Annotated in this window: 23 protein-coding genes; 12 read left to right on the forward strand and 11 right to left on the reverse strand. The window is 43.0% G+C overall.

Annotated elements, in window-relative coordinates; genetic code table 11:
• Positions 1 to 297: 297 nt before the first annotated feature.
• Together crtR and NIES1031_RS04895 are read left to right on the forward strand one after the other, a co-directional pair.
• Positions 298 to 1,215 (forward strand): beta-carotene hydroxylase, encoded by a 918-nt coding sequence (crtR, locus tag NIES1031_RS04890; protein ID WP_218596669.1) that lies wholly within the window; start codon positions 298 to 300, stop codon positions 1,213 to 1,215.
• A gap of 107 nt (positions 1,216 to 1,322) precedes the next feature.
• Positions 1,323 to 2,525 carry an anion transporter gene (locus NIES1031_RS04895; RefSeq protein WP_084544251.1) on the forward strand — a complete coding sequence of 401 codons (1,203 nt, stop codon included), beginning with the start codon at positions 1,323 to 1,325 and terminating at the stop codon, positions 2,523 to 2,525.
• 40 nt (positions 2,526 to 2,565) lie between these two features.
• Here the strand turns inward: NIES1031_RS04895 and aroH are convergent, their stop codons facing one another.
• Positions 2,566 to 3,015, reverse strand: a complete 450-nt coding sequence (gene aroH, locus NIES1031_RS04900; RefSeq protein WP_073548364.1) for a chorismate mutase — start codon at positions 3,013 to 3,015, stop codon at positions 2,566 to 2,568.
• A gap of 58 nt (positions 3,016 to 3,073) precedes the next feature.
• Positions 3,074 to 3,895, reverse strand: coding sequence for a signal peptide peptidase SppA (gene sppA, locus NIES1031_RS04905; RefSeq protein WP_015187037.1), 822 nt, complete (start codon positions 3,893 to 3,895; stop codon positions 3,074 to 3,076).
• Positions 3,896 to 4,120: 225 nt separating this feature from the next.
• Between sppA and NIES1031_RS04910 the strand changes: the two genes are divergently transcribed.
• Together NIES1031_RS04910 and NIES1031_RS04915 are read left to right on the forward strand one after the other, a co-directional pair.
• Positions 4,121 to 5,134 (forward strand): DMT family transporter, encoded by a 1,014-nt coding sequence (locus NIES1031_RS04910; protein WP_073548365.1) that lies wholly within the window; start codon positions 4,121 to 4,123, stop codon positions 5,132 to 5,134.
• A 132-nt stretch (positions 5,135 to 5,266) separates the two neighbouring features.
• Positions 5,267 to 6,340 (forward strand): glycosyltransferase family 4 protein, encoded by a 1,074-nt coding sequence (locus tag NIES1031_RS04915; protein WP_073548366.1) that lies wholly within the window; start codon positions 5,267 to 5,269, stop codon positions 6,338 to 6,340.
• Between the two features lie 92 nt (positions 6,341 to 6,432).
• Here NIES1031_RS04915 and NIES1031_RS04920 read toward each other — a convergent pair whose 3' ends face one another.
• Entirely contained in the window at positions 6,433 to 8,970 is a 2,538-nt protein-coding gene (locus tag NIES1031_RS04920; RefSeq protein ID WP_073548367.1) for a glycogen/starch/alpha-glucan phosphorylase, read from the reverse strand.
• Positions 8,971 to 9,146: 176 nt separating this feature from the next.
• On the opposite strand from NIES1031_RS04920, the gene NIES1031_RS24730 reads away from it, so the two are divergent.
• Positions 9,147 to 9,299 carry a hypothetical protein gene (locus NIES1031_RS24730; protein WP_218596666.1) on the forward strand — a complete coding sequence of 51 codons (153 nt, stop codon included), beginning with the start codon at positions 9,147 to 9,149 and terminating at the stop codon, positions 9,297 to 9,299.
• Here NIES1031_RS24730 and NIES1031_RS25935 read toward each other — a convergent pair.
• The 4 genes from NIES1031_RS25935 to NIES1031_RS04935 all read right to left on the reverse strand — a co-directional run bounded on the left by NIES1031_RS25935 (position 9,296) and on the right by NIES1031_RS04935 (position 11,525).
• The gene (locus tag NIES1031_RS25935; RefSeq protein WP_218596670.1) at positions 9,296 to 9,469 is read right to left on the reverse strand and encodes a hypothetical protein; all 174 of its coding nucleotides are present in this window, start codon (positions 9,467 to 9,469) and stop codon (positions 9,296 to 9,298) included. The two genes, NIES1031_RS24730 and NIES1031_RS25935, sit on opposite strands and share 4 nt — an antisense overlap.
• A 1-nt stretch (position 9,470) precedes the next feature.
• Positions 9,471 to 9,629: a phosphoketolase family protein gene (locus NIES1031_RS26305; RefSeq protein ID WP_407919481.1), complete on the reverse strand. Its 159-nt coding sequence runs from the start codon at positions 9,627 to 9,629 to the stop codon at positions 9,471 to 9,473.
• Positions 9,630 to 9,689: 60 nt separating this feature from the next.
• On the reverse strand, positions 9,690 to 10,457 hold the full coding sequence (locus tag NIES1031_RS04930) for a TSUP family transporter (protein ID WP_073548368.1): 768 nt from the start codon (positions 10,455 to 10,457) through the stop codon (positions 9,690 to 9,692).
• Between the two features lie 198 nt (positions 10,458 to 10,655).
• Positions 10,656 to 11,525 (reverse strand): hypothetical protein, encoded by an 870-nt coding sequence (locus NIES1031_RS04935; RefSeq protein WP_073548369.1) that lies wholly within the window; start codon positions 11,523 to 11,525, stop codon positions 10,656 to 10,658.
• Positions 11,526 to 11,979: 454 nt separating this feature from the next.
• On the opposite strand from NIES1031_RS04935, the gene NIES1031_RS04940 reads away from it, so the two are divergent.
• A complete protein-coding gene (locus tag NIES1031_RS04940) occupies positions 11,980 to 12,882 on the forward strand; it encodes a S66 peptidase family protein (protein ID WP_073548370.1) in 903 nt (300 codons plus the stop codon).
• A 48-nt stretch (positions 12,883 to 12,930) separates the two neighbouring features.
• On the opposite strand, the gene NIES1031_RS04945 is transcribed toward NIES1031_RS04940, so the two are convergent.
• Positions 12,931 to 13,215 carry a hypothetical protein gene (locus tag NIES1031_RS04945; RefSeq protein ID WP_073548371.1) on the reverse strand — a complete coding sequence of 95 codons (285 nt, stop codon included), beginning with the start codon at positions 13,213 to 13,215 and terminating at the stop codon, positions 12,931 to 12,933.
• Between the two features lie 263 nt (positions 13,216 to 13,478).
• On the opposite strand from NIES1031_RS04945, the gene hemE reads away from it, so the two are divergent.
• Positions 13,479 to 14,534 (forward strand): uroporphyrinogen decarboxylase, encoded by a 1,056-nt coding sequence (gene hemE, locus NIES1031_RS04950; protein WP_073548372.1) that lies wholly within the window; start codon positions 13,479 to 13,481, stop codon positions 14,532 to 14,534.
• 23 nt (positions 14,535 to 14,557) lie between these two features.
• Here hemE and NIES1031_RS04955 read toward each other — a convergent pair whose 3' ends face one another.
• On the reverse strand, positions 14,558 to 14,914 hold the full coding sequence (locus NIES1031_RS04955; protein ID WP_073548373.1) for a four helix bundle protein: 357 nt from the start codon (positions 14,912 to 14,914) through the stop codon (positions 14,558 to 14,560).
• Between the two features lie 29 nt (positions 14,915 to 14,943).
• Between NIES1031_RS04955 and NIES1031_RS04960 the strand changes: the two genes are divergently transcribed.
• The 3 genes from NIES1031_RS04960 (at position 14,944) to NIES1031_RS04970 (ending at position 18,452) form a co-directional block, all read left to right on the forward strand.
• Entirely contained in the window at positions 14,944 to 15,966 is a 1,023-nt protein-coding gene (locus tag NIES1031_RS04960; RefSeq protein ID WP_073548374.1) for an NAD-dependent epimerase/dehydratase family protein, read from the forward strand.
• Positions 15,967 to 16,171: 205 nt separating this feature from the next.
• Positions 16,172 to 17,749, forward strand: a complete 1,578-nt coding sequence (locus NIES1031_RS04965; protein WP_073548375.1) for a B12-binding domain-containing radical SAM protein — start codon at positions 16,172 to 16,174, stop codon at positions 17,747 to 17,749.
• Positions 17,750 to 17,825: 76 nt separating this feature from the next.
• The gene (locus NIES1031_RS04970) at positions 17,826 to 18,452 is read left to right on the forward strand and encodes a Uma2 family endonuclease (RefSeq protein WP_073548376.1); all 627 of its coding nucleotides are present in this window, start codon (positions 17,826 to 17,828) and stop codon (positions 18,450 to 18,452) included.
• 6 nt (positions 18,453 to 18,458) lie between these two features.
• Here NIES1031_RS04970 and NIES1031_RS24170 read toward each other — a convergent pair whose 3' ends face one another.
• On the reverse strand, positions 18,459 to 18,617 hold the full coding sequence (locus NIES1031_RS24170; RefSeq protein ID WP_178378045.1) for a hypothetical protein: 159 nt from the start codon (positions 18,615 to 18,617) through the stop codon (positions 18,459 to 18,461).
• Positions 18,618 to 18,790: 173 nt separating this feature from the next.
• Between NIES1031_RS24170 and NIES1031_RS04975 the strand changes: the two genes are divergently transcribed.
• Positions 18,791 to 19,777, forward strand: coding sequence for a helix-turn-helix transcriptional regulator (locus tag NIES1031_RS04975; protein ID WP_073548377.1), 987 nt, complete (start codon positions 18,791 to 18,793; stop codon positions 19,775 to 19,777).
• A gap of 30 nt (positions 19,778 to 19,807) precedes the next feature.
• Here the strand turns inward: NIES1031_RS04975 and NIES1031_RS04980 are convergent, their stop codons facing one another.
• The gene (locus NIES1031_RS04980; RefSeq protein ID WP_073548378.1) at positions 19,808 to 20,383 is read right to left on the reverse strand and encodes a Uma2 family endonuclease; all 576 of its coding nucleotides are present in this window, start codon (positions 20,381 to 20,383) and stop codon (positions 19,808 to 19,810) included.
• 291 nt (positions 20,384 to 20,674) lie between these two features.
• Between NIES1031_RS04980 and NIES1031_RS04985 the strand changes: the two genes are divergently transcribed.
• A complete protein-coding gene (locus NIES1031_RS04985; protein ID WP_178378046.1) occupies positions 20,675 to 21,025 on the forward strand; it encodes a hypothetical protein in 351 nt (116 codons plus the stop codon).
• The last annotated feature ends 23 nt before the right edge of the window (positions 21,026 to 21,048 follow it).

Here is a 21,048-nt window from a genome sequence, read left to right on the forward strand (position 1 = left end):
GCCTCTGTTACTGCTGTAAAAGCAGCAGTCAGTTTTTCTGCAATTTTGCTGGGTGACAACTCGACTGTGTAGCACTACAGGCAAGCAAAATGCTTACCCGATCATATTTCATCTAATCAACCTCGTCGTTGATCGCCTTCATAATTGCTACCCGTGAATGCTTAGCACCTGCGCCGAGGAGCTTTTTTCATTCTAAAATTCAAAATTCTATGACTTCTGCTATACAAAACTTTAATATTGAGATAGCCGTATCATACACTACTCAATACCTTCTGCAAAAGGAGTTAACAGATGCTCATGTCAGAGGCACAAAAGCCAATGACAGTCCCCAAGGAGTTTTTAATTGCGCCAGGGGGTCTAAACATTACAGTCACAATGTTTTTAACCGCAGTCATCATGCTAGTCTTGTCTAATTTAGGCTACTGGCTGTGGGAATGGCCGCACTGGTGCTGCTTTACAACGAATGTGCTGGCTTTACACATTGCGGGTACAGTCATTCACGATGCTTGTCATCAATCTGCCCACCGTAACCGCACAATTAACGCAATTTTAGGGCATGGTAGTGCGTTGATGTTAGCGTTTTCCTTTCCTGTCTTTACGCGAGTACATTTGCAGCATCACGCCCATGTCAATGATCCTGAAAACGATCCTGATTATTTTGTTTCTACCGCAGGTCCGCTGTGGTTGATTAATGCTCGATTTCTATATCACGAGATATTTTTCTTCAAACGGCAACTGTGGCGCAATTATGAGTTGCTAGAATGGTTTATCGGTCGTTTGATTGTTGTCGCCATCTTTTGGGTTTCGATTCAGTACCATTTCTTGGGTTACATCCTGAATTTTTGGTTTATTCCTTCTGCGGTTGTGGGCCTCGCTTTAGGATTATTCTTTGATTATTTCCCTCATCGTCCCCATGAATCGCGCGATCGCTGGAAAAATGCCCGCGTTTACCCTAATCGCATCTTGAATCTACTAATTATGGGGCAAAACTATCACTTAATTCACCATCTATGGCCTTCAATTCCCTGGTATAATTATCAACCCGCTTACTATGCGACTAAGCCGCTGCTTGATGCGAAAGGTTCTCCGCAAACTTTAGGCATCTTACAAGCAAGAAAAGATTTCTGGAATTTTGTTTATGACGTGTTTATCGGTATTCGCTTACACCATCATAAAAATAGAGGTCAGAGGTCGGAGATCAGGGTTAAAAGTTAGTTGAAGTAAAAGACACATATTCTTACCCATTACCAATTACCCACATGACCAAGCTTGAACTTACGTGTATTTTCACTCACTGCTAGCCTCGTGGCGGCTTTTGATCTGTGGTGATTTTTTTGCAATACGCCAGCATTGGTGCGATCGCCTTAACCTACTTAGGCTTGGGTTTGGGTTACTTTCCAGGGTTACGCATGAATCGGGCGACGATCGCGCTTGTCGGTTCTGCGGTTCTTATTGCCTTGGGTGTACTAAGTCTTGCTGAAGCATGGCAGGCGATTGACCCGAAAACGATTGTTTTCCTGCTAAGTATGATGATCGTTAACGCGAATCTTGCTTATGCAGGTTTCTTTCAAGTCGCGCTGGCGTTTCTTTTACACTTGACGCGCAGTCCTTTTGGTTTATTAGTTGTTTTAACGTTTGGCAGCGGATTTCTTTCGGCATTTCTACTTAACGACACGTTAGCACTCGTCTTTACACCCTTAACTCTTTCGCTCACACAGACGCTGAAACTCAATCCGATTCCTTACTTATTAGCTTTGGCTGCGGCTACAAATATTGGTTCGGTTGCCACAATTAGCGGGAATCCGCAAAATATCTTGATTGGTTCGTTTTCGGGGATCGGTTATGTCGAATTTGCTCGCGTTCTTGCGCCGGTGGCGGTGGTAGGATTGTGTTTGCAAATCGCTCTACTGTGGTGGTACTACCCTGAAGTGCGTTCACTGCAAGCGGTTCCTGGTGAAGCAACGCAAGTTAGTTATCGCATATATCGACCGCTATTTATCAAAAGCGTTGTTATTACCTTAGCGCTATTGACAAGTTTTGTCTTAGGTGTTCCGCTGGCTGAGGCGGCGTTAGTTGCTGCGGCTTTATTATTGATTACACGGCGGTTGAAACCCGAACGCGTTCTTAACGAAATCGACTGGAATTTACTCGTGATGTTTTCCGGCTTATTTATTTTGACGCGGGGTACGCAAAAACTGGATTTGCTAGCCCCATTCACCACTTGGGTAAACGATCCTGCCGGACTACTCGGAGTCACCGCAATTTTATCAAATCTCATCTCTAATGTTCCCGCAGTGCTTTTGATTGAACCGTTGATTTCGCGAGAAGATATGCGCTCATGGTTGATGCTAGCAGCGGGAGCAACTTTAGCCGGAAATTTATCGTTATTTGGTGCTGTAGCTAATTTAATTACAGCAGAAGCAGCCGCAAGATTAGGTTATAAACTCACGTTTTGGGAACACTTGCGGTTTGGCTTACCGCTAACTGTGTTGACACTCACTATCGTTTATTTTTGGGTACGTTAAATATTATTTTCCGCAGGTACGACACCCACGCTACGATAAATTAAACATTCAAAATTCCCTCAACGCCACTTCTCTCAAAGGAGGACATCTCCGCACAAGAGTGGCTCCCCCTGTTTGGGGATAAATTCCAGTCGGGGCGTAAGGATTTCGCCCCACGCAAATAAGTGTGATAAATCTGGGTGTGGGAAACGGGGAGATTAACGTGGAGTAGTAAGCGGACACACCGTTGTAAACTGCGCTCTACGTGCATTTGCTGTACATCGAGCATCGGGACATTATCCCAACACGGACGTTCGCGGGCGATCGCTGCGGGAAAGACAACATCGAGATCGCGGGTGACTGAGAATGTCGCACTAATAATCTGACTAGGTTCGAGTTGGTTTCGTGCTTCAATTTCTGCTAGTAGTTCTAACACGGCTTCTCGGATTGCCTCGTAGGTATTTTCTGAAACCGTTGTTGCACCGCGAATTGCTCGAACTTGCCACTCCACGCTGAATCTCCTTTTACACTTGCTTGTCGCTGCTGTCGCGCGATCGTCATTGCCAATATTATGGTCTATACAACCATAACGGTAGACCATTAGTAGAAAGATCAAACTCTACCCAATCGATTCCAGATGATATGCAGGACGAGATTTGACTATCTCCTGAAATTAGCCGTGTCAGCAATGGCTTGCGTTCTTCTAACGTGTAACACAAAGTTTTCTCTGGATCTAGCCCTACAAGTTCTGCTGCCCAACGACGGGCATCTTCTTCTGTACCGAGACGGTCTACCACGCCTAATTCTAATGCTTGCTGTCCTGTAAAGATCCGACCATCAGCAAAACTTTTTACAGTCTCTACTGACAAGTTCCGCCCCTCGGCAACAGTTTGCACGAATTGGATGTAGCTTGTATCGATTAATTCTTGTAATATATTTTCTTCCGGTTGAGTTAATTCGCGGTCGAATGCCAAAATATCTTTATAAGGACCTGACTTAACGACCTTAAACGACACCCCAACTTTTTGCAGGAGGCGTTCGAGATTATTGCCTCGGAGAATTACACCAATACTTCCGGTAATGGTGCCAGGGTTCGCCATGATATGTTGTGCGCCCATACCAATGTACACGCCACCAGAAGCCGAAATATTGCCAAAGCTAGCAACAATCTTAATCTTGTCGCGCAGGCGCTTTAAGGCACTGTAAATTTCTTGGGAATCGCCAACTGTTCCCCCTGGGCTATCAATGCGTAGAAGTAAAGCAGGAAAACGTTTCTCTTCTACTGTTTTGAGGGCGTCGAGGACTCGCTTGCGGGTTGCACTAGCGATCGCCCCTGTAATTTCAATTCGTGCAATTTGTTTCCGAAACGACGGCTTAAAAGGCCACACCATGAGCAGTCTAAACTGATTTGAGTAAATTAATATCGAGGGGTCAGAGGTCAGAGGGCTCAATCGATTTGAGTCAATTCATATCAACCCTTTCGATCCTTGACCTATGCTGTACTTAGAAATCTACACTCATCTTAATTTTTTTTACCCGTGTCTGGGTTGTCTTCATGAAAATACATAATTGATTACAATCAGAAGTATTGTGTTATTTCAGCGGTTAGCAATTGCATGCAAATCAAACTAACTGAATCTCGACTTCCCTTCGCGTCACTTTTATTAATTGCACCATTTTTTTTGTGGGGAACCGCAATGGTAGCAATGAAAGGAGTCATCCCGCATACGACAGCGCTGTTTATGGCAGGAGTGCGGTTAGTGCCTGCCGGAATTTTAGTATTAGCAGCAAGTGCGATTATGCGTAAACCGCAGCCTCAAAGTTGGCAAGCGTGGTTGTGGATTAGCATTTTTGCGCTTGTCGATGGCACGCTGTTTCAAGGCTTCCTTGCTGAGGGGTTAGTGCGCACGAGTGCGGGGTTGGGTTCAGTGATGATTGATTCGCAGCCGATTGCTGTGGCTTTGCTATCGTGTTGGTTATTTGGCGAAAGCATCGGGGTGTGGGGCTGGCTTGGATTGTGTATTGGTATTGTGGGAATTGGGTTGATTGGTTTACCAGACGAATGGTTTTTAGGTACGGCAAGTTCTGTTAATCTTACTTTCGCTTCCTTATTTGAAAGTGGTGAATGGTTAATGCTACTCGCTGCGCTGTCGATGGCGGTGGGAACCGTAATTATTCGTTATGTCAGTCGCTATGCTGACCCAGTCGTGGCAACAGGGTGGCATATGATTTTAGGAGGATTGCCATTATTTGCATTGAGTAGTGCGATAGAGTCACAGCAGTGGGGCAATATCGATTTATCCGGCTGGATGGCGCTGGGGTATTCGACAATATTTGGAAGTGCGATCGCTTATGGTTTATTCTTTTACTTTGCCTCTAGCGGAAACCTTACAAGCTTGAGTTCATTAACTTTTCTGACGCCTGTTTTTGCTTTATTATTTGGTAATCTCTTACTTGGTGAAGTTCTTAGCCCTCTACAATGGGCTGGTGTTAGTTTAACTTTGATTAGCATTTACCTAATTAATCAGCGCGAAGCTTTGGGAATTAGTGGTAAAATCTCTGCGGTGACAGAAGAATTAGAAACAACTACTGTACCTGTTTCTTTATCAATTGAAGACTCAGAACCTTAATAAGCCTAGCGACTAAAGTCACGGCTTAACAAACCCTGTCCACCTTCGTAGACTAAAAAAGAAGATACGATAAGTAGCTGCGGTTTCAACCGAATCAGCGATTTTCCATTAAAATAAAATTCTCCGCGCGAATTGCTAAAACTATTATTTGTTTCTACTTCCGTTGGACCACTAGGTACTGGACTTGGTGGCGGAGTGGAATTAAGCCTATACAATATTGCTCAAGAAATGCGGCGACGCGGGCATCAGGTGCAAATTGTTGCACCGAAGGGCTCGTATTTTGAATCGTTGCCTGATATTGTACAAATTCCTGGCGAGTTACAGATTATTGCTCAAAGTCAGGAACGTGGCGATCCGGTTGTGATACCTGGGGACTCGGTATTGGCAAATATGTGGGAGTATGCGCGGCAAGTACAAGCTGAGTATGATTTAATTGTAAATTTTGCTTACGATTGGTTGCCTTTTTACCTCACACCGTTTTTTAGCCGTCCGATTGCACACTTTGTCAGTATGGGATCGCTTTATGACGCGATGGATCGCATTATCAAACAAACAGCAGATCGCTTTTTTGGGACGATTGGCTTTTACACCGCATCGCAAGCACAAACGTTTGCGCTGAATTATGAATGTCCGTGTTTAGGAAGTGGAATTGATTTATCATTGTATGAGTTTTGCGCGCAACCACAAAAGTGTTTAGCCTGGCTAGGCAGAATTGCCCCAGAAAAAGGCTTAGAAGATGCAGTAGCTGCGGCGAACATGACGCACATTCCCTTAAAGATTATGGGGAAAATACAAGATGAAGCTTATTGGAAACAAGTTTGTGCGGCTTATCCTGATGCGCCAATAGAATATTTAGGCTTTCTTTCAACATCCGAAATGCAGCAGCAACTTCGTCAATGTCAAGCGTTATTGATGACTCCGCGTTGGGTAGAAGCTTTTGGAAATGTTGCGATTGAAGCGCTAGCGTGTGGTGTTCCTGTGATATCTTATCGTCGCGGTGGTCCTGCTGAAATTGTGCAAGATGGTAAAACGGGATTTTTGGTAGAACCTGATAGTGTGATGGGGTTAGTAAATGCGATCACCCGCATCAAAGAAATTGACCGTTACACTTGTCGTCAACAAGCCGAAACAGAATTTTCTTTAACAGCATTAGGCGATCGCTTTGAAAAGTGGTTTCGAGATATCTTAGTGAGGAGTGAGGGGTAAGTGAAAGAGTGGTTAGTGACTAGTGCGTGAGTTTTGAATTAACTTTATCGATCGTACACTCTTGACCGCTAACCTCTGATCCCTGACCCCTCTTACATAGTAATTGGTCGCATATTCTCCTTTGCTTGGATACACTCGCCAAGTTCAATGGGTACAGACTGGATATTCCAAATGTCTTGACAGTAGTCGCGGATCGAACGGTCTGAGGAGAATTTACCCATCCGTGCTACGTTTAAAATGGACATCCGCGTCCAGCGATCGCGATCGCGGTACACTTGACTCACATTGTCCTGACAATCAATGTAAGCTTGATAGTCGGCAAATAGTAGATACTCATCGCGATGCAACAGCGAATCTAGCAAAGGCTTGAACAGCTGAGTGTCGCCATGCGAGAAGTGTCCTGATGCAATGCGATCAATGACGGCTTTGAGTTCGCGATTGCTGTGGTAATAATCTAGCGGACGGTAGCCTCTGGCTTTGAGTGCGTAAACCTCAGGCGCGGTGAGTCCAAAGATAAAGAAGTTCTCTGCGCCGACCTCGTCACGTATTTCCACGTTAGCGCCATCAAGCGTACCAATTGTTAAAGCCCCATTCAAGGCAAATTTCATGTTACCTGTCCCCGAAGCCTCTTTACCCGCCATCGAAATTTGTTCGGATAAATCCGCAGCGGGATAAACGCGTTGGGCAAATTTAACGCTGTAGTCTTTTAAGAAAACAACTTTTAGGCGATCGCGCACGTCTGGATCGTTGTTAACAACATCGGCAATCGAGTTGAGTAACTTAATAATCAACTTTGCCATGTAGTAGCCAGGCGCAGCTTTACCACCAAAGATAAATGTACGCGGCGTAATGTCGATATCAGGATTGGCTTTGATGCGGTTGTACAGTGTGATGATGTGGAGTGCGTTGAGATGCTGGCGCTTGTACTCGTGGAAGCGTTTTGCTTGAATATCGAAAATCGAGTCTGGGTTGACACTAATTCCGTTTTGCTTTTGAATATATGCCACTAAATCGTGCTTAATCGCAGACTTAATCGATCGCCACTGATGACAAAACTCAGGATCGTCTACAAATGCTTCTAACTTCTTGAGATCTTTTAAGTGCTTAATCCAGCTATCACCAATTTTGCTAGAAATCAAGTTGGTGAGTCGCGGATTACTCAACACCATAAACCGTCGGGGAGTAACGCCGTTGGTTTTGTTGTTGAACTTCTCAGGGTACATTTGATAGAAGTCGCGCAAGACATCTTGCTGCAAAAGTTTGGTGTGTAAAGCCGCAACACCGTTAATTGAATGGCTACCAACGCACGCTAGATGCGCCATCCGTACGTATTTTTCGCCGGATTCGTCGATAAGCGACATCCGCCGCAGGCGATCGCTATCTCCAGGAAACTTGGCTTTAACTTCTTCTAAAAAGTGATAGTTAATCTCATAGATAATTTCTAAGTGCCGAGGTAGCAAACTTCTAAATAAGCTAATCGGCCAGCGTTCGAGTGCTTCGGGTAGTAATGTATGGTTGGTATAGGCAAGCGATTTTTGCGTAATACTCCATGCTTGATCCCAGCCCATGTCATGTTCGTCAATCAGTAGCCGCATCAACTCAGCAACAGCGATCGCCGGATGCGTATCGTTGAGTTGTACAACGAACTTTTCGTGAAACTTTTCTAACGGCACATTTTGGCGAAAGACGATGCGAATCATATCTTGCAGCGAACACGACACAAAGAAGATTTGCTGTGCTAACCGCAGGCGCTTACCTTGCGACGAGTCATCGTTGGGATAAAGAACTTTTGAGAGGTTTTCCGAAACCATTTTTGCTTGTACTGCACCCAAGTAGTCGCCAGAGTTAAATGCACCAAAGTCAAACGATTCTGGGGCTTCGGCTGTCCACAAACGCAGAGTATTTGCGGTATTCGTTTTATATCCAAGGATTGGCGTATCGTGCGGTACACCTTTAACGACTTGATACGGAATCCAGCGGACTCGATAGCGTCCATGTTCGTCGGTGTAGGCTTCGGTATGTCCGCCTAATTTGACGTAGACTTCCCACTCAGGGCGCGCGATTTCCCAAGGATTACCGCAGTGTAACCACTTGTCGGTAATTTCAACTTGCCAGCCATCGCGGATATCTTGGTCAAAAATACCAAATTCGTAGCGAATACCATAGCCTAAGGAGGGAATCTCTAGCGTTGCCATCGAATCAAGGTAGCAAGCTGCTAAACGTCCTAAACCGCCGTTTCCAAGTCCTGGTTCTTCTTCTTGTTCAAGGAGATCTTCTAAGTCTAGTCCGAGTTCGCTAACAGCTTGTTTAACTTGGTCGTAGATGCCTAAGTTGACTAAGTTATTACCAAGATGCGGTCCCATGAGGAACTCAGCCGAAAGGTAAGAAACTGTGCGCGAAGCCCTTTCGGTATATATGACAGCAGTATTAATCCAACGTTGTAGTAAGCGATCGCGTACGGTATACGCCAACGCCATATAATAATCATTTTTTGTGGCAATTTTGGGAAACTTGCCTTGCACGTAGAACAAATTATCTAAAAAAGCTCGCTTTAAGCATTCAACACTTAGTCCTGTCCGATCGTCTTCTATCTGTAGGTTCTCTACCTGATGATTAGGTACAGTCTGCATTATTGGTTCCTTTTTTTACTTAAATTTCAATCATAGAGATTGCAGTTACTTCTAGTCTTGCTACCATTGTTCCAAGGTAATTATTGCTGTATTTGTTACCATCACAGGTCTTACCATTTAGAAGTTGGCAATGTGGGAATAAGCGTTAAGACGAAACATCAACTATGGTACTCGCGATGAGTTCACAAACAAATATGTTTGCTGAAAATAACAAAAAATCTCAGTCCACTTGCTGGGCTGAGATCTCATTTGTAGTCGATCAATGCAGGCGATCGCCTACTTTATACAGCAGTACAGAAGATCATACCGCGATCGTGGCTAACGACTAGTAGCGCCATGTCCAATCGCGCACTTCTGGTAAGTCGCCATACTTATTGATGTATTGCTTGTGTTCGATCAGTTTATTGCGAATCATCTGTTTAACTGTGCGCCAACGTTTTGTAACCCAGGGATGCGATCGCGCCTCCAACAAGATGGAAGCGATCCAAATCACCACCATATCAAAAGGCGTTGTCGTTGTGCCTTCTATCCACGTACGTGGAGGTTTTTGTGATTCGTACGGCGTAAGTAAGACGATAAATTAGCCAAGGATAGCCGTGGAAAGCGAGGATAATCGGCTTGTTTGTCGTAAAAATTGAGTCAAAATGTTTTTTAGACAAGCCATATCGACAAACACTGAAGCTACTCTTACGGGCTATGCAGTCAATATTGTAAGAATTTTAGGTATGTATTATATCATAAGCCAATTTAATTATCAAAGTAGAAACTATTATTAAAAATAAGGTGCGAATAAATTTATTACCTTTAAGAATAGCTAATTTAGTACCAATAATCGCTCCACCAATATTACAAATAGCCATAGGAATAGCAAGATTATAGATGACGTTACCATTAGGAATAAAATAGACTAATGCAGCTAAGTTAGTACAAAAATTTACAACTTTTGCAGAGGCTGAAGCACGCAAAAAATCAAAACCGATAAACCCAATAAAAGCGAAAATTAAAAAACTTCCTGTTCCAGGCCCTAAAAAACCATCATAAAAACCTATAGAACCTCCAATAATAGCAGCATAAATTATCGTCTTTGTCTTAGCTTGAGCAAATTTATATTGTGAACCAAAATCTTTTTTGATAAATGTGTAGATAGCCACAGCGACGAGGATTAATAAAATTAGCGGACGCAGAAGATTAGGATTGATAATACTAACAGTTCTAGCGCCAATAAAAGAAAAGATAAAAGCAGCGATCGCAGCCATAGTAACAATCGCAAAATTCATCTTGATTTGCAGCGAAAACCGAATAACTGCAACAAATGTTCCTGCAATTGAAGCAAGTTTATTAGTTCCTAACAGTAATGGTAAAGCTGTATCGGGTAATATAATTAAAAGTGCTGGCAGCTGAATTAAACCACCACCTCCAACGATTGAGTCGATTAAACCAGCCAAAAAGGCAAATAAGCATAAACTAAGTATTTGAGAATCGGGCATTGCAATTAAGCGACTAAAATGGGAAATTTATATTGATTTTCCTCATCAACAAAGCAAAAACCAATTGTGTTAAGTCACAGAATCTAAGTATAGCAACATAAAAAACTTCAAGTGTCATTTTGACTCCTGAAGCTAAAATCTATCTACTTTTGCTAAATAATTTTGCAAAGACGAAACGTCACAGTCCAAATAAAACAATTATAGATACGGATTACTTAGCACTCGTACTTTTGTTTTTTCAGTATCAACACTACGCGATTTATGGTCTAAAGTGTGCATGACAAAAACATAGTCGATCCAACTGGTACGTTGAAATATTCTTTTATTTCTTAAAAAAGTATAAGGATGAATTTTGCGATAATGATTTTCGGCATTAAATTCATTTACTGCAAGTAGTTCTCCTACCCACGGATTTGAGCTAGGTATACCTATATCATCAAGATGAATTAAGGTTATAGGTAGATATTTTTCGGCTTCACCCTGTAAGACTTTTAAACATTCTTTAGTAGACCAGTAATAATCTACATCTACGGCAATAAAACCAATTGGACTTTCTTGAGAAACAGATTTAATAAACTCAGGTACAGTCTGTGCAATATTGCCAATAATGAGTTTCGCATTATCAGGCAGCGCTTGTAAAAGTTTTTCTCGATCGACTATTGGGTAATCGCCTTCTTTAAAAGTCTCTGGAATATCTCGATAGTCGCGTGGTGCTGGTAATCCTTGACCACTATCAAAGCCAAATATTTGGAATTGAACGCCGGTTGCTTGCGTTATTTTCTTTGATATCTCACAAATATTAAGTAAACCTGCACCTGCCGCCACGCCAAACTCAATGACTGTAATCGACGGAATTTGTAGAGATTGCGCAAACTTGGCAGCTTGCAGGAGACAAAAAGCGTATTGCTGCCGAATAACTAAGTCAAACTCAATTTTTTGTTCAAAAGAACCAAATAAAGCAATAAAAATTGAGAGCAAGTTAAGATGAAGTGGTTCAGTCAGCCGTTCGTAGAAAATTCGCTTTCTTTTTCTTTGGTCGCCTAGCTTACTCAGGAAATATTTAAGCATAATCTTTGGAGTGAACTGCTAAAAGAAATTGCTCCGAAACTTAATATGCTTAACATTTTATTTTGGTAAAGAGTACCACACTTTATCTGGAAAGTCTCAGTTCTTTCGATGAAGTTATATTAAAACTTGTAATGAATGAAAAGGATGAGGTTTCTGTTTGTCTTGCTGCTCATTTAAACCAAATTATCAAACGACAGGCAGTGCAGAGAATTACATTCAACAATACTTACAAACAGTAAACTAAACCTAATCGGCGTGATCGCTATCCTGAGGTAGAGTGTGATTTGAGTAATACCATTTCGCTAAATAACAACTACAAATAAATTCTCCTTACTCCCCTGCTTCCTCTGCTGCTCATTTGTAGTAATTTTAAAGTGAAACGGTATAAGGCGCAAAACTTTAAGACTTTAGGGTTTAAATTTAAGATGAATCAAAGCATATATTGACTTAGTAAATGAAAAGCTGCCAATTACCACCATTATTGAAGCCAGGCGATTTATTACAAGTAATTGCACCGAGTGGGGCATTAAGAGAAGTAGAAGCATTTCATCAAGGAGTAGAAATTTGGCGTAAGCGCGGCTACCGTGTAGAAATCAGCGCTGACATCGATAATTGCTGGGGTTACTTAGCAGGTAAAGATGGCGATCGCCGTTGTCAATTACTCAATGCGTGGAAAGATCCTGAATGTCGCGCCATTCTCTGTGCAAGAGGTGGTTATGGTAGTGCCAGACTTTTAGAGGAGGGTTTAGGAGAATTTATTTTTAGTTCTGCGTTTCCTCCCAAGTGGCTAATTGGATTTTCTGACATTACAGCATTACTGTGGAGTCTTAGTGCAGTTGGTATTTCTGGCATTCATGCACCCGTACTCACAACCTTAGCCAAAGAACCCGATTGGTCAATTCAGCGGTTATTTGATATCGTTGAAAGCCACACGATTACTTCGCTTGTTGGTGTAGGTTGGGGAGGTGGTAGCGCAAGTGGTATTTTATTGCCAGCAAACCTTACTGTTGCCACACATTTACTCGGAACACCCATACAACCAGAGTTAGATGGTGTCATTCTTGCCCTAGAGGACGTTACAGAAGCACCTTATCGGATTGATCGCTTACTAACACAATGGCGCTTAAGCGGTGCATTCACAAAAGTTCGGGGGATTGCCTTAGGGCGGTTCAGTCGCTGCGAACCACCACCGAATATTCCCAGTTTAACGATTGAAGAAGTATTACGCGATCGCCTCGGCAATCTAGGCATCCCCATTGTTTCCGACTTGCCATTTGGTCATGATGGCGCTAACGCCGCCCTTCCCGTGGGAATTCCAGTCCAGCTAGATGGAAACGAAGGCATCTTAAGCTTCTAGACAAAGAGATAACTTTTCTACACATAGTAACGTTCGTTAAACATTAACCTATGTCATTTTTAGTAATTCTCCTGCAATTTCTTGCCACTCCTGACTCAAAGAAGCAGTGGACTCAGGGCGCTGACTACGTCGATACCAGTAACGCGCGTTACTCAAATCGCCTTCTTGACGGTGCAAGTACGCATGAACCCAAGCACTATCAGCATCATTCGCCTCTTGGACAATTTCATGTGCTTGATTCCAATCTCCTTTTTTGGCATACCACAGCGCTTGTAATGCTGAGGGTAACGATGTAGAACATCTTTCTTGTTGTGCAAATTCATCTAATCGCATAAATAATCCTTCAAAGATTTCATCTATACACTCATGATGGCAAGCTGAGATAAGCTATTTTCTCCGCAAACTGGAAGATTTCACACGCAGATGCACAACATACACAATTTAGAATGATGAACCAAACGCTGAGAGTGACAAGGCGGCTCGCATTCTGTTTTATACCACCACGCTATTATTTAACGAATTAGTCAACAGTTGAGGTAAATTACCACTGATACAATGAACAATGGTTAAAAAATAAATTTAAGGTGAAAAGATAAATGACCGTTGCTACCCAGGTTCCTTATCTATTAAGAGCAGCACATGGCGAAACGTTGGATCGTCCGCCAGTATGGATGATGCGGCAAGCAGGTCGCTATATGAAAGCCTATCGGGAACTACGGGAAAAATATCCTTCATTTCGCGAACGTTCCGAAATTCCTGAAGTGGCGATTGAAGTTTCCTTGCAACCCTGGAGGGCGTTTCAACCGGATGGGGTCATTCTATTTTCTGATATTGTCACACCCTTGCCAGGCTTGGGCGTAGATATGGATATCGCCGAAGGCAAAGGCCCAATCATTGCCTCACCGATTCGTACACAAGCACAAGTCGATCAATTGCGTCCGCTTGAACCTGAAGAATCGTTACCGTTTATTAAAATAATTTTACAAGCACTGCGCCAAGAAGTTGGTAATAAAGCGGCGGTGTTAGGTTTTGTAGGTGCGCCGTGGACGCTTGCTGCCTATATGGTGGAAGGCAAAGGTTCCAAAACTTATTCCAAAATTAAGGGAATGGCGTTCTCCGACCCGACAATTTTGCATCAACTCTTGACGAAATTAGCGGATGCGATCGCAACTTACGTCCGCTATCAAATCGACTGCGGGGCGCAAGTTGTACAAATGTTTGATTCGTGGGCGGGAGAACTCTCGCCGCAAGATTACGAAACGTTTGCTTTACCGTATCAACAGCGTGTCTTCCATCAAGTCAAGCAAACACACCCTGATACACCTTTAATTCTACTCGTCAGTGGTAGTGCAGGTTTGCTAGAACGAATGGCACAATCCGGTGCAGATATCATTTCTGTTGATTGGACAGTTGATATGGCGGATGCACGTACCAGATTAGGTAATATGAAAGTGCAGGGAAACCTTGACCCTGGCGTGTTATTTGGCTCCAAAGAATTTATTCGCGATCGCATCTACGATACCGTGCGCAAAGCCGGAAACCAAGGACACATCTTGAATCTCGGTCACGGTGTTCTACCCGAAACACCCGAAGAAAATGTCGCGTTCTTTTTTGAGACAGCAAAAAATCTCAATTTGAGGGGTGAGGGGTGAGGAGCGTGGAGCGAGGAAAAGAGTTAAAGTTTGGCTTTGAGAGCTTTTTGTAAGCCTCTAATCATGCGACTAACTTCATCAGTTTTTGAAAGGACAGTTTGCAAATCTTGTATATCTAGATAAGATAATCTTTCTCCTAGGATTAACTGTGTCTCTAATTCAGCACAGAGCAATTCCTCACTCCTCACCCCTAGCAAAGTCGAATCTCTTGTATGTCCTTCAGCTATATTTGATGGAACCGACACAGCAGCACGTTGGATTTGGCTGGATAATTTATAAGTCTCTTGCTTGGGAAATTGGTAGGTTAAATGGTAAACCTTTTCAGCCAAATTCATACTAAATTGCCAAACTTTAAGGTCTTGATAGCTATTAATACTCATTTGTATTTTAAATATGTTTTGCTAAATATATGTATAATTTAGCACAGAGCAATTCCTCGCTCCTCACCCCTCACTCCTCACCCCTAGCAAAGCGGATTCTAGTTACTGGTGCGAGTGGTTGCATTGGTCATTACATTGGTGAAGCGTTGATTCAAGAAACTTGTCACGAGTTATATTTACTTGTCAGAAATCCGCAGAAACTGCAAGTTGATACAAACTATCGCCCTGGAGTTCATGTTTTGCAGGGTGATATGCAAAACATTCGCGCCTATACTGACTTACTGCAAACAATTGATACTGCAATTCTCGCCGCGACCGCTTGGGGTGGTACGGATACTTACGACATTAATGTTACCAAAACTCAAGAGTTACTCAGCTTATTGTCACCGAAATGCCAACAGGTAATTTATTTTTCCACAGCAAGCATTCTTGATCGCAACGGTAACTTACTACCACAAGCAGGCGAAATCGGTACCGATTACATTCGTTCTAAATACGACTGTCACCAGCAATTAAGTCAAAAGGAAATCGCATCCAAAACGACAATTCTGTTTCCAACTTTAGTTATAGGAGGCGACGCCAACAAACCGTATTCGCACCTGACTAGTGGCTTACCCGAAGTTACAAAATGGGTTGATTTGATTCGCTTCTTCCAAGCTGATGGTAGTTTTCACTTTATTCACGGACGCGATATTGCTCAAGTCGTGCGATATTTAGTTGACCGTCCACCGACGGCAAAAGAATCGCAATCGCTTGTCCTCGGTCAAGCACCACTGACAGTTAACCAAGCCGTCGAAGAAGTGTGTCAATATTTTGATAAAAAAATTTATTTTCGGATTCCATTAACTTTATCATTAGCGAATGCAATCATCGCGTTATTCCGCATTCAAATGGCAGCTTGGGATCGCTTTTGTTTGGACTACCGCCATTTTACGTATCGCAATGCTGTCAATCCAGCAACATTTGGTTTACCAAACTACTGCGCAACCCTCAGCGATGTTTTAAAAATTAGTGGTATTCCTCCCCGCAATAAAGTTATAAAGGAACATTGATAGCCAATACCAAGTCTCGTGTTTTTATGGCTCATTGACTTTATAGCTCTTTTATTAGGAATTTAAAAATATCACACTCGCAAAATTAACTGTATAGTAGTTAAAAACTAGAAAAAACCATTAGCCTTCAATCAGGCTGAGTTTATCAACCCTCGGCTAAACAGAAAATAAAACTAACAATAACTTGTGTGGGGATAGAGATTTTATGCGAGTTCTACTAGTTTATCCTCGGTTTCCCAAAACGTTTTGGTCATACGAAAAAATCCTCGAATTAGTGAATCGTAAAGTTCTGCTGCCACCATTAGGTTTAGTTACTGTAGCAGCAATTTTGCCGCAAACATGGGAGTTTAAACTAGTAGACTGCAACATCCGTCCAGTCACTGAAGCCGAATGGCAATGGGCAGATCTTGTTATCCTTTCAGCAATGATTGTCCAAAAAAACGACCTTCTTGACCAAATTCAGGAAGCCAAACGGCGAGGAAAGCGCGTCGCGGTAGGTGGTCCTTACCCGACTTCGGTTCCGCAAGAAGCCGAAGATGCAGGTGCAGATTATCTTATTTTGGATGAAGGTGAAATCACCCTACCGATGTTTATTGATGCGATCGCCCAGGGTAAAACGAGTGGAACTTTTCGTTCAAATGGCGAAAAACCTGATGTGACGACAACACCAATTCCCCGTTACGACTTATTAGAATTCGATGCATATGATTCGATGTCGATTCAATTCTCACGTGGTTGTCCGTTTCAGTGCGAGTTTTGTGACATTATTGTACTTTATGGACGTAAACCCCGCACAAAATCGCCAGCACAACTCTTAGCCGAGTTGGATTATCTCTACAGTTTAGGATGGCGACGTGGTGTATTCATGGTGGACGACAACTTTATTGGCAACAAACGCAATGTCAAGTTGTTGTTACAAGAATTAAAAGTTTGGCAAGCAGAACATCAGTATCCATTTCGATTTAACACCGAAGCATCAGTCGATTTGGCGCAAGATCAAGAATTGATGGACTTGATGGTGGAATGCAACTTTGATGCGGTTTTCTTGGGGATTGAAACACCCGATGAAGATAGCTTGCAACTAACGAAGAAATTTCAAAACACGCGCACTTCATTAATAGAATCGGTACAAAGTATTACTCGTGCTGGATTAAGACCGATCGCAGGGTTTATTATTGGTTTTGATGGCGAGAAAGATGGTGCAGGCGATCGCATTGTTCGTTTTGCTGAACAAACCGCGATTCCAACGACGACGTTTGCAATGTTGCAAGCATTACCAAATACCGCGTTATGGCATCGATTAGATAAAGAAGGACGCTTGCGCGGCAAAGATGGCAATATTAACCAGACAACTTTGATGAATTTTATCCCGACGCGATCGCTCGAACAAATCACTAGGGAATATATCGAGTCATTCTGGCAATTATATGATCCAGTTAAGTATCTAGATCGTACTTATCGCTGTTTTTTAATGCTAGGTGCGCCCAAATGCAAAGCCCCAGCTAAAATGCCGAGTTGGGTAGATATCCGTGCATTGTTAATTGTTTGTTGGCGACAAGGTATTAAGCGCAATACGCGCTGGAAGTTCTGGCATCATTTATTCAGCATTATCAAGAATAATCCAGAAGTTTGGGATCATTACCTTGCGGTGTGCGCGCATAACGAACATTTTCTCGAATATCGTCAGATTGTCCGCGACGAACTCGAAGCGCAACTTGCTGAATTTCTCGCTAGAGAAGCAGAAATCGCAGCCGAAATGAAAACTAGTGTCTTGGCATCATAGGAATTAAGCAATGCTATGTTTGAATGAACCTTACTAACCGTTTTGGTGTAGCTGGAGTTTATAAAAGCAGGCAAATATGCATACTGTTATTACACCAGAAAGAATTGAGTTGCCACCTGGCACAGTCGTAAGGATGTTGGGATCATGGCAAGACTATCAAGTACTGAGTCAGCTACTTGGAGATCGCTGTTCGCCTCGCATTAAATATCGACCTGGAGAGATTTTGCTAATGGCACCGCTACCCGCGCATGGAAGGGATGCGAGCTTGCTAGGATTGATAGTAACAACTTTACTTGACCACTTAAACCACACATACGACTCATTTACGCCCATCACCATCAGCTTGCCTCAAGTTAGCGGCATTGAGCCTGACTTTTGCTTTTATATTGAAAATTGGAGATCCGTAGTAGGTAAAAACCGTATCGACTGGCTTAATGATCCTCCGCCAGATTTAGTCATTGAGGTAGATGTTACCAGTTATACCAGTATTGATGACTATCTTCCTTACAGAGTGCCAGAGGTTTGGCTGTTAAAGAATAAGCAGCTATTAGTTTATAGATTGCTCTCTGAAAATTACGTAATTACAGAAAGCAGCTATTTTCCTAAAGCCAGAGAGATTGTGCAGCAATGCCTCCAAATTGCAAACGAGCAAACAACAAGTGAAGCGATTAAGTGGTTAAGAAGCTTTTTACGTGAAAGTTAGCCTGCTTTACAGCATTATCACAGTTTCATGGGAACCAGTGTTGGCAATATCGTTATTGAGTGATTGATTCTCTCCATCCAGTTGCGATCGCCATTTAACATCGGTGGCTTTTTGAACGCGAGGATCAATTCCAAACTTATATAGGAAGCGATCGCATTCAGTCACAATTTTTTCCAGGGTTACAACTTACAGTTGATGCAATTATGGCACTTGGATAAAATACACTACAGTGAATCAGCCGTTCTTTCTTGGCGAGTACTTTCCGTATTAAATTATTGACATTAGTTATCAAAAGCGTCAAAATAAGGGCCTACCGCTGTTAATCTGAGACGGGAATTATGGCGATCGCATCCCATCGGCATCCAATTACTCTTTCGCAAGATAATTATTGGGAATTAGTCGCCGAAAACGAGCGAACTGCGTTGACTTCAGATGAATTTGACGTGACTTGGCAATATCCCGCACAGTTAGGACACGGTTTCGTCCGAGAGATTGACTTGCGCGAAGGGTTAGTTTTGGCGATCGCTAACTACCAGTCTCACCGCGATATCATCACCTATTCTACTGATCGCGAGCATCCCCTAGAATACAGATTCGATAGTCCAACTTCTGCTCGACATCTATCGCAGACAAATTTCTATTACCTTTATGGCAGTGGTATTGCACCAGGAGAGCGTGGGAAACAGGATGCAAATCAACGCGACCAGTGGGTTAGCGTTCACATGGAGCCAGATATCTTTCGCTCGTTTGCGGGACAACCAGATGGAGAAATTCCTGCTGTATTTCAGCACTTGCTTCGCGATCAAGAATACTACATTCGTTTAGGACAGGCAACGCCAAGAATGTATGCTGCTTTACAGCAAATTTTGCAGTGCCCTTATCACGGATTTACCAAGCGGATGTTTCTGGAAAGCAAAGCATTAGAACTAATGACATTGATCTTAGAGCAAGAAATCGAAGTTCAAGAAGGAAATCAGCCTCTAGTTAAGTTAAAGCCAGATGATGTCGATCGACTGCATTGGGCAAAAGAGTTATTGCACCAAAATTTTGATCAGCCGCTGTCTTTGATGCAGCTTGCCCGTCAGGTAGGGATTAACGAGTGTACATTAAAACAGGGCTTTCGTCAACTCTTTGGTACGACTGTCTTTGGCTATTTGCGCCAGTATCGGATGAAGCAAGCTAAGTTGATGTTGCTAGAGGGACGCATGAACGTGCGCGAGGCAGCGCAGGCAGTTGGCTATACAAGCCAGAGTCGTTTTGCATCAGTCTTTCGTAAGACATTTGGGGTGAATCCGAAGCAATTTTCCAACCGGCGATCGCACTAAAATGTGGACAAGCAAGATGCCCATCCCACACTATAAAATTCCATCGAGTTGCAAAACAAATCCAGGCAACACTGTCTCACCGGATAGCTTCTTGGGCGAGTTCAACACTTCAACTGGTTGACCGACTCGATAAATTTCAACTTGTTGGTCATACGGGTTAAGCAACCAGCCCAATTGCATCCCATTTTCCAAATATTCTTGCATTTTGGCTTGCAGCGTGTCGAGATCATCACTGGCAGAACGCAACTCAATCGCAAAATCTGGACAAAGTGGTAAAAATCGGTTGGGATCGGGGCGTAATGCTTTTAAGCGATCGCGTTTAACCCACGCTGCATCGGGCGAGCGAATGGCTTTGTTAGGCAAGATAAAGCCTGTTGAGGAGTCAAATACCAAGCCACTGCCATCTCTGTCTGCCCAGTTGCCTAAACGCTGGTTTAACTTAGAGTTACGGTTTCCAGTTTCCCATCCCGTTGGCGGCATAACGATCAATTTTCCTTCAGCAGTGCGTTCCAGCCTTAAATCTCGATTGACCTGACAGAGCCGATAAAACTGCTCATCGCTCAGGTGAATATCTGCTGTCTCTATCTCCAGAACGAGGGGAATCATTAGCCCAACCTCTTGCACGATGTGACCCAATTCTAACTTGCAACACAATGTACAACTGTTGAAGAGTTAGCTAGGACGTTTTTAAAATTTCAACATCAGCCATGTTTGGTTTTACCTCCTGCCTCCTGCCTCTTGCCATACAATAATTCCGTTTTGGGCGCAAAATATTCCGGCTTGGGCGCAATTTGCTCTGTCATAACGTCTCCACTCCCGCTATTCTTTTTGATACAAATTCTCATTGAACTGCGTAGTCTTTGTAGTTTTTCTGGCTTTAAGATGGTGTGGGGAGTGATGGCGAACCAATTATGGCGATTAGCGTTGGCAACGAGTGGTATCTTGATGCTGGCGACAACAGCCCAAGCAGAAGTAGCTGCTGAAGAAATGGAAGGGATAAGACGCAAAGACAGTTTGACTCCATTGTCAGACTTTAAACAGCCTGCAACGGCGATCGCTGAGTGGATGGCTCAGATTGAACAGTCTGCAATTCAGGTGACCGGCGTGCAAGTTAACGTCACAGAAACGGGCTTGAATCTCACATTGGAAACCAATGAACCGTTGGCAACTCCTTCTACGTCGGTTGTGGGAAATACACTGATTGCAGATATTCCTAATACTAAGTCGCTGTCAGATGTAGTAGAGTAATAAGCAACCTTTGTTTGTCTTCT

Source organism: Chroogloeocystis siderophila 5.2 s.c.1 (assembly GCF_001904655.1).
Lineage (GTDB): Bacteria > Cyanobacteriota > Cyanobacteriia > Cyanobacteriales > Chroococcidiopsidaceae > Chroogloeocystis > Chroogloeocystis siderophila.

What these genes read in the sequence shown, in the direction of transcription:
- crtR (WP_218596669.1), top strand. Translation starts at nt 298, where the DNA reads ATGTCAGAGGCACAAAAGCCAATGACAGTCCCCAAGGAGTTTTTAATT.
- sppA (WP_015187037.1), bottom strand. Translation starts at nt 3,895, where the DNA reads ATGGTGTGGCCTTTTAAGCCGTCGTTTCGGAAACAAATTGCACGAATT.
- NIES1031_RS04910 (WP_073548365.1), top strand. Translation starts at nt 4,121, where the DNA reads ATGCAAATCAAACTAACTGAATCTCGACTTCCCTTCGCGTCACTTTTA.
- NIES1031_RS04920 (WP_073548367.1), bottom strand. Translation starts at nt 8,970, where the DNA reads ATGCAGACTGTACCTAATCATCAGGTAGAGAACCTACAGATAGAAGAC.
- NIES1031_RS24730 (WP_218596666.1), top strand. Translation starts at nt 9,147, where the DNA reads ATGAGTTCACAAACAAATATGTTTGCTGAAAATAACAAAAAATCTCAG.
- NIES1031_RS25935 (WP_218596670.1), bottom strand. Translation starts at nt 9,469, where the DNA reads ATGGTGGTGATTTGGATCGCTTCCATCTTGTTGGAGGCGCGATCGCAT.
- NIES1031_RS04930 (WP_073548368.1), bottom strand. Translation starts at nt 10,457, where the DNA reads ATGCCCGATTCTCAAATACTTAGTTTATGCTTATTTGCCTTTTTGGCT.
- NIES1031_RS04935 (WP_073548369.1), bottom strand. Translation starts at nt 11,525, where the DNA reads ATGCTTAAATATTTCCTGAGTAAGCTAGGCGACCAAAGAAAAAGAAAG.
- NIES1031_RS04940 (WP_073548370.1), top strand. Translation starts at nt 11,980, where the DNA reads ATGAAAAGCTGCCAATTACCACCATTATTGAAGCCAGGCGATTTATTA.
- NIES1031_RS04945 (WP_073548371.1), bottom strand. Translation starts at nt 13,215, where the DNA reads ATGCGATTAGATGAATTTGCACAACAAGAAAGATGTTCTACATCGTTA.
- hemE (WP_073548372.1), top strand. Translation starts at nt 13,479, where the DNA reads ATGACCGTTGCTACCCAGGTTCCTTATCTATTAAGAGCAGCACATGGC.
- NIES1031_RS04955 (WP_073548373.1), bottom strand. Translation starts at nt 14,914, where the DNA reads ATGAGTATTAATAGCTATCAAGACCTTAAAGTTTGGCAATTTAGTATG.
- NIES1031_RS04960 (WP_073548374.1), top strand. Translation starts at nt 14,944, where the DNA reads ATGTATAATTTAGCACAGAGCAATTCCTCGCTCCTCACCCCTCACTCC.
- NIES1031_RS04965 (WP_073548375.1), top strand. Translation starts at nt 16,172, where the DNA reads ATGCGAGTTCTACTAGTTTATCCTCGGTTTCCCAAAACGTTTTGGTCA.
- NIES1031_RS04970 (WP_073548376.1), top strand. Translation starts at nt 17,826, where the DNA reads ATGCATACTGTTATTACACCAGAAAGAATTGAGTTGCCACCTGGCACA.
- NIES1031_RS04975 (WP_073548377.1), top strand. Translation starts at nt 18,791, where the DNA reads ATGGCGATCGCATCCCATCGGCATCCAATTACTCTTTCGCAAGATAAT.
- NIES1031_RS04980 (WP_073548378.1), bottom strand. Translation starts at nt 20,383, where the DNA reads ATGATTCCCCTCGTTCTGGAGATAGAGACAGCAGATATTCACCTGAGC.
- NIES1031_RS04985 (WP_178378046.1), top strand. Translation starts at nt 20,675, where the DNA reads ATGGCGAACCAATTATGGCGATTAGCGTTGGCAACGAGTGGTATCTTG.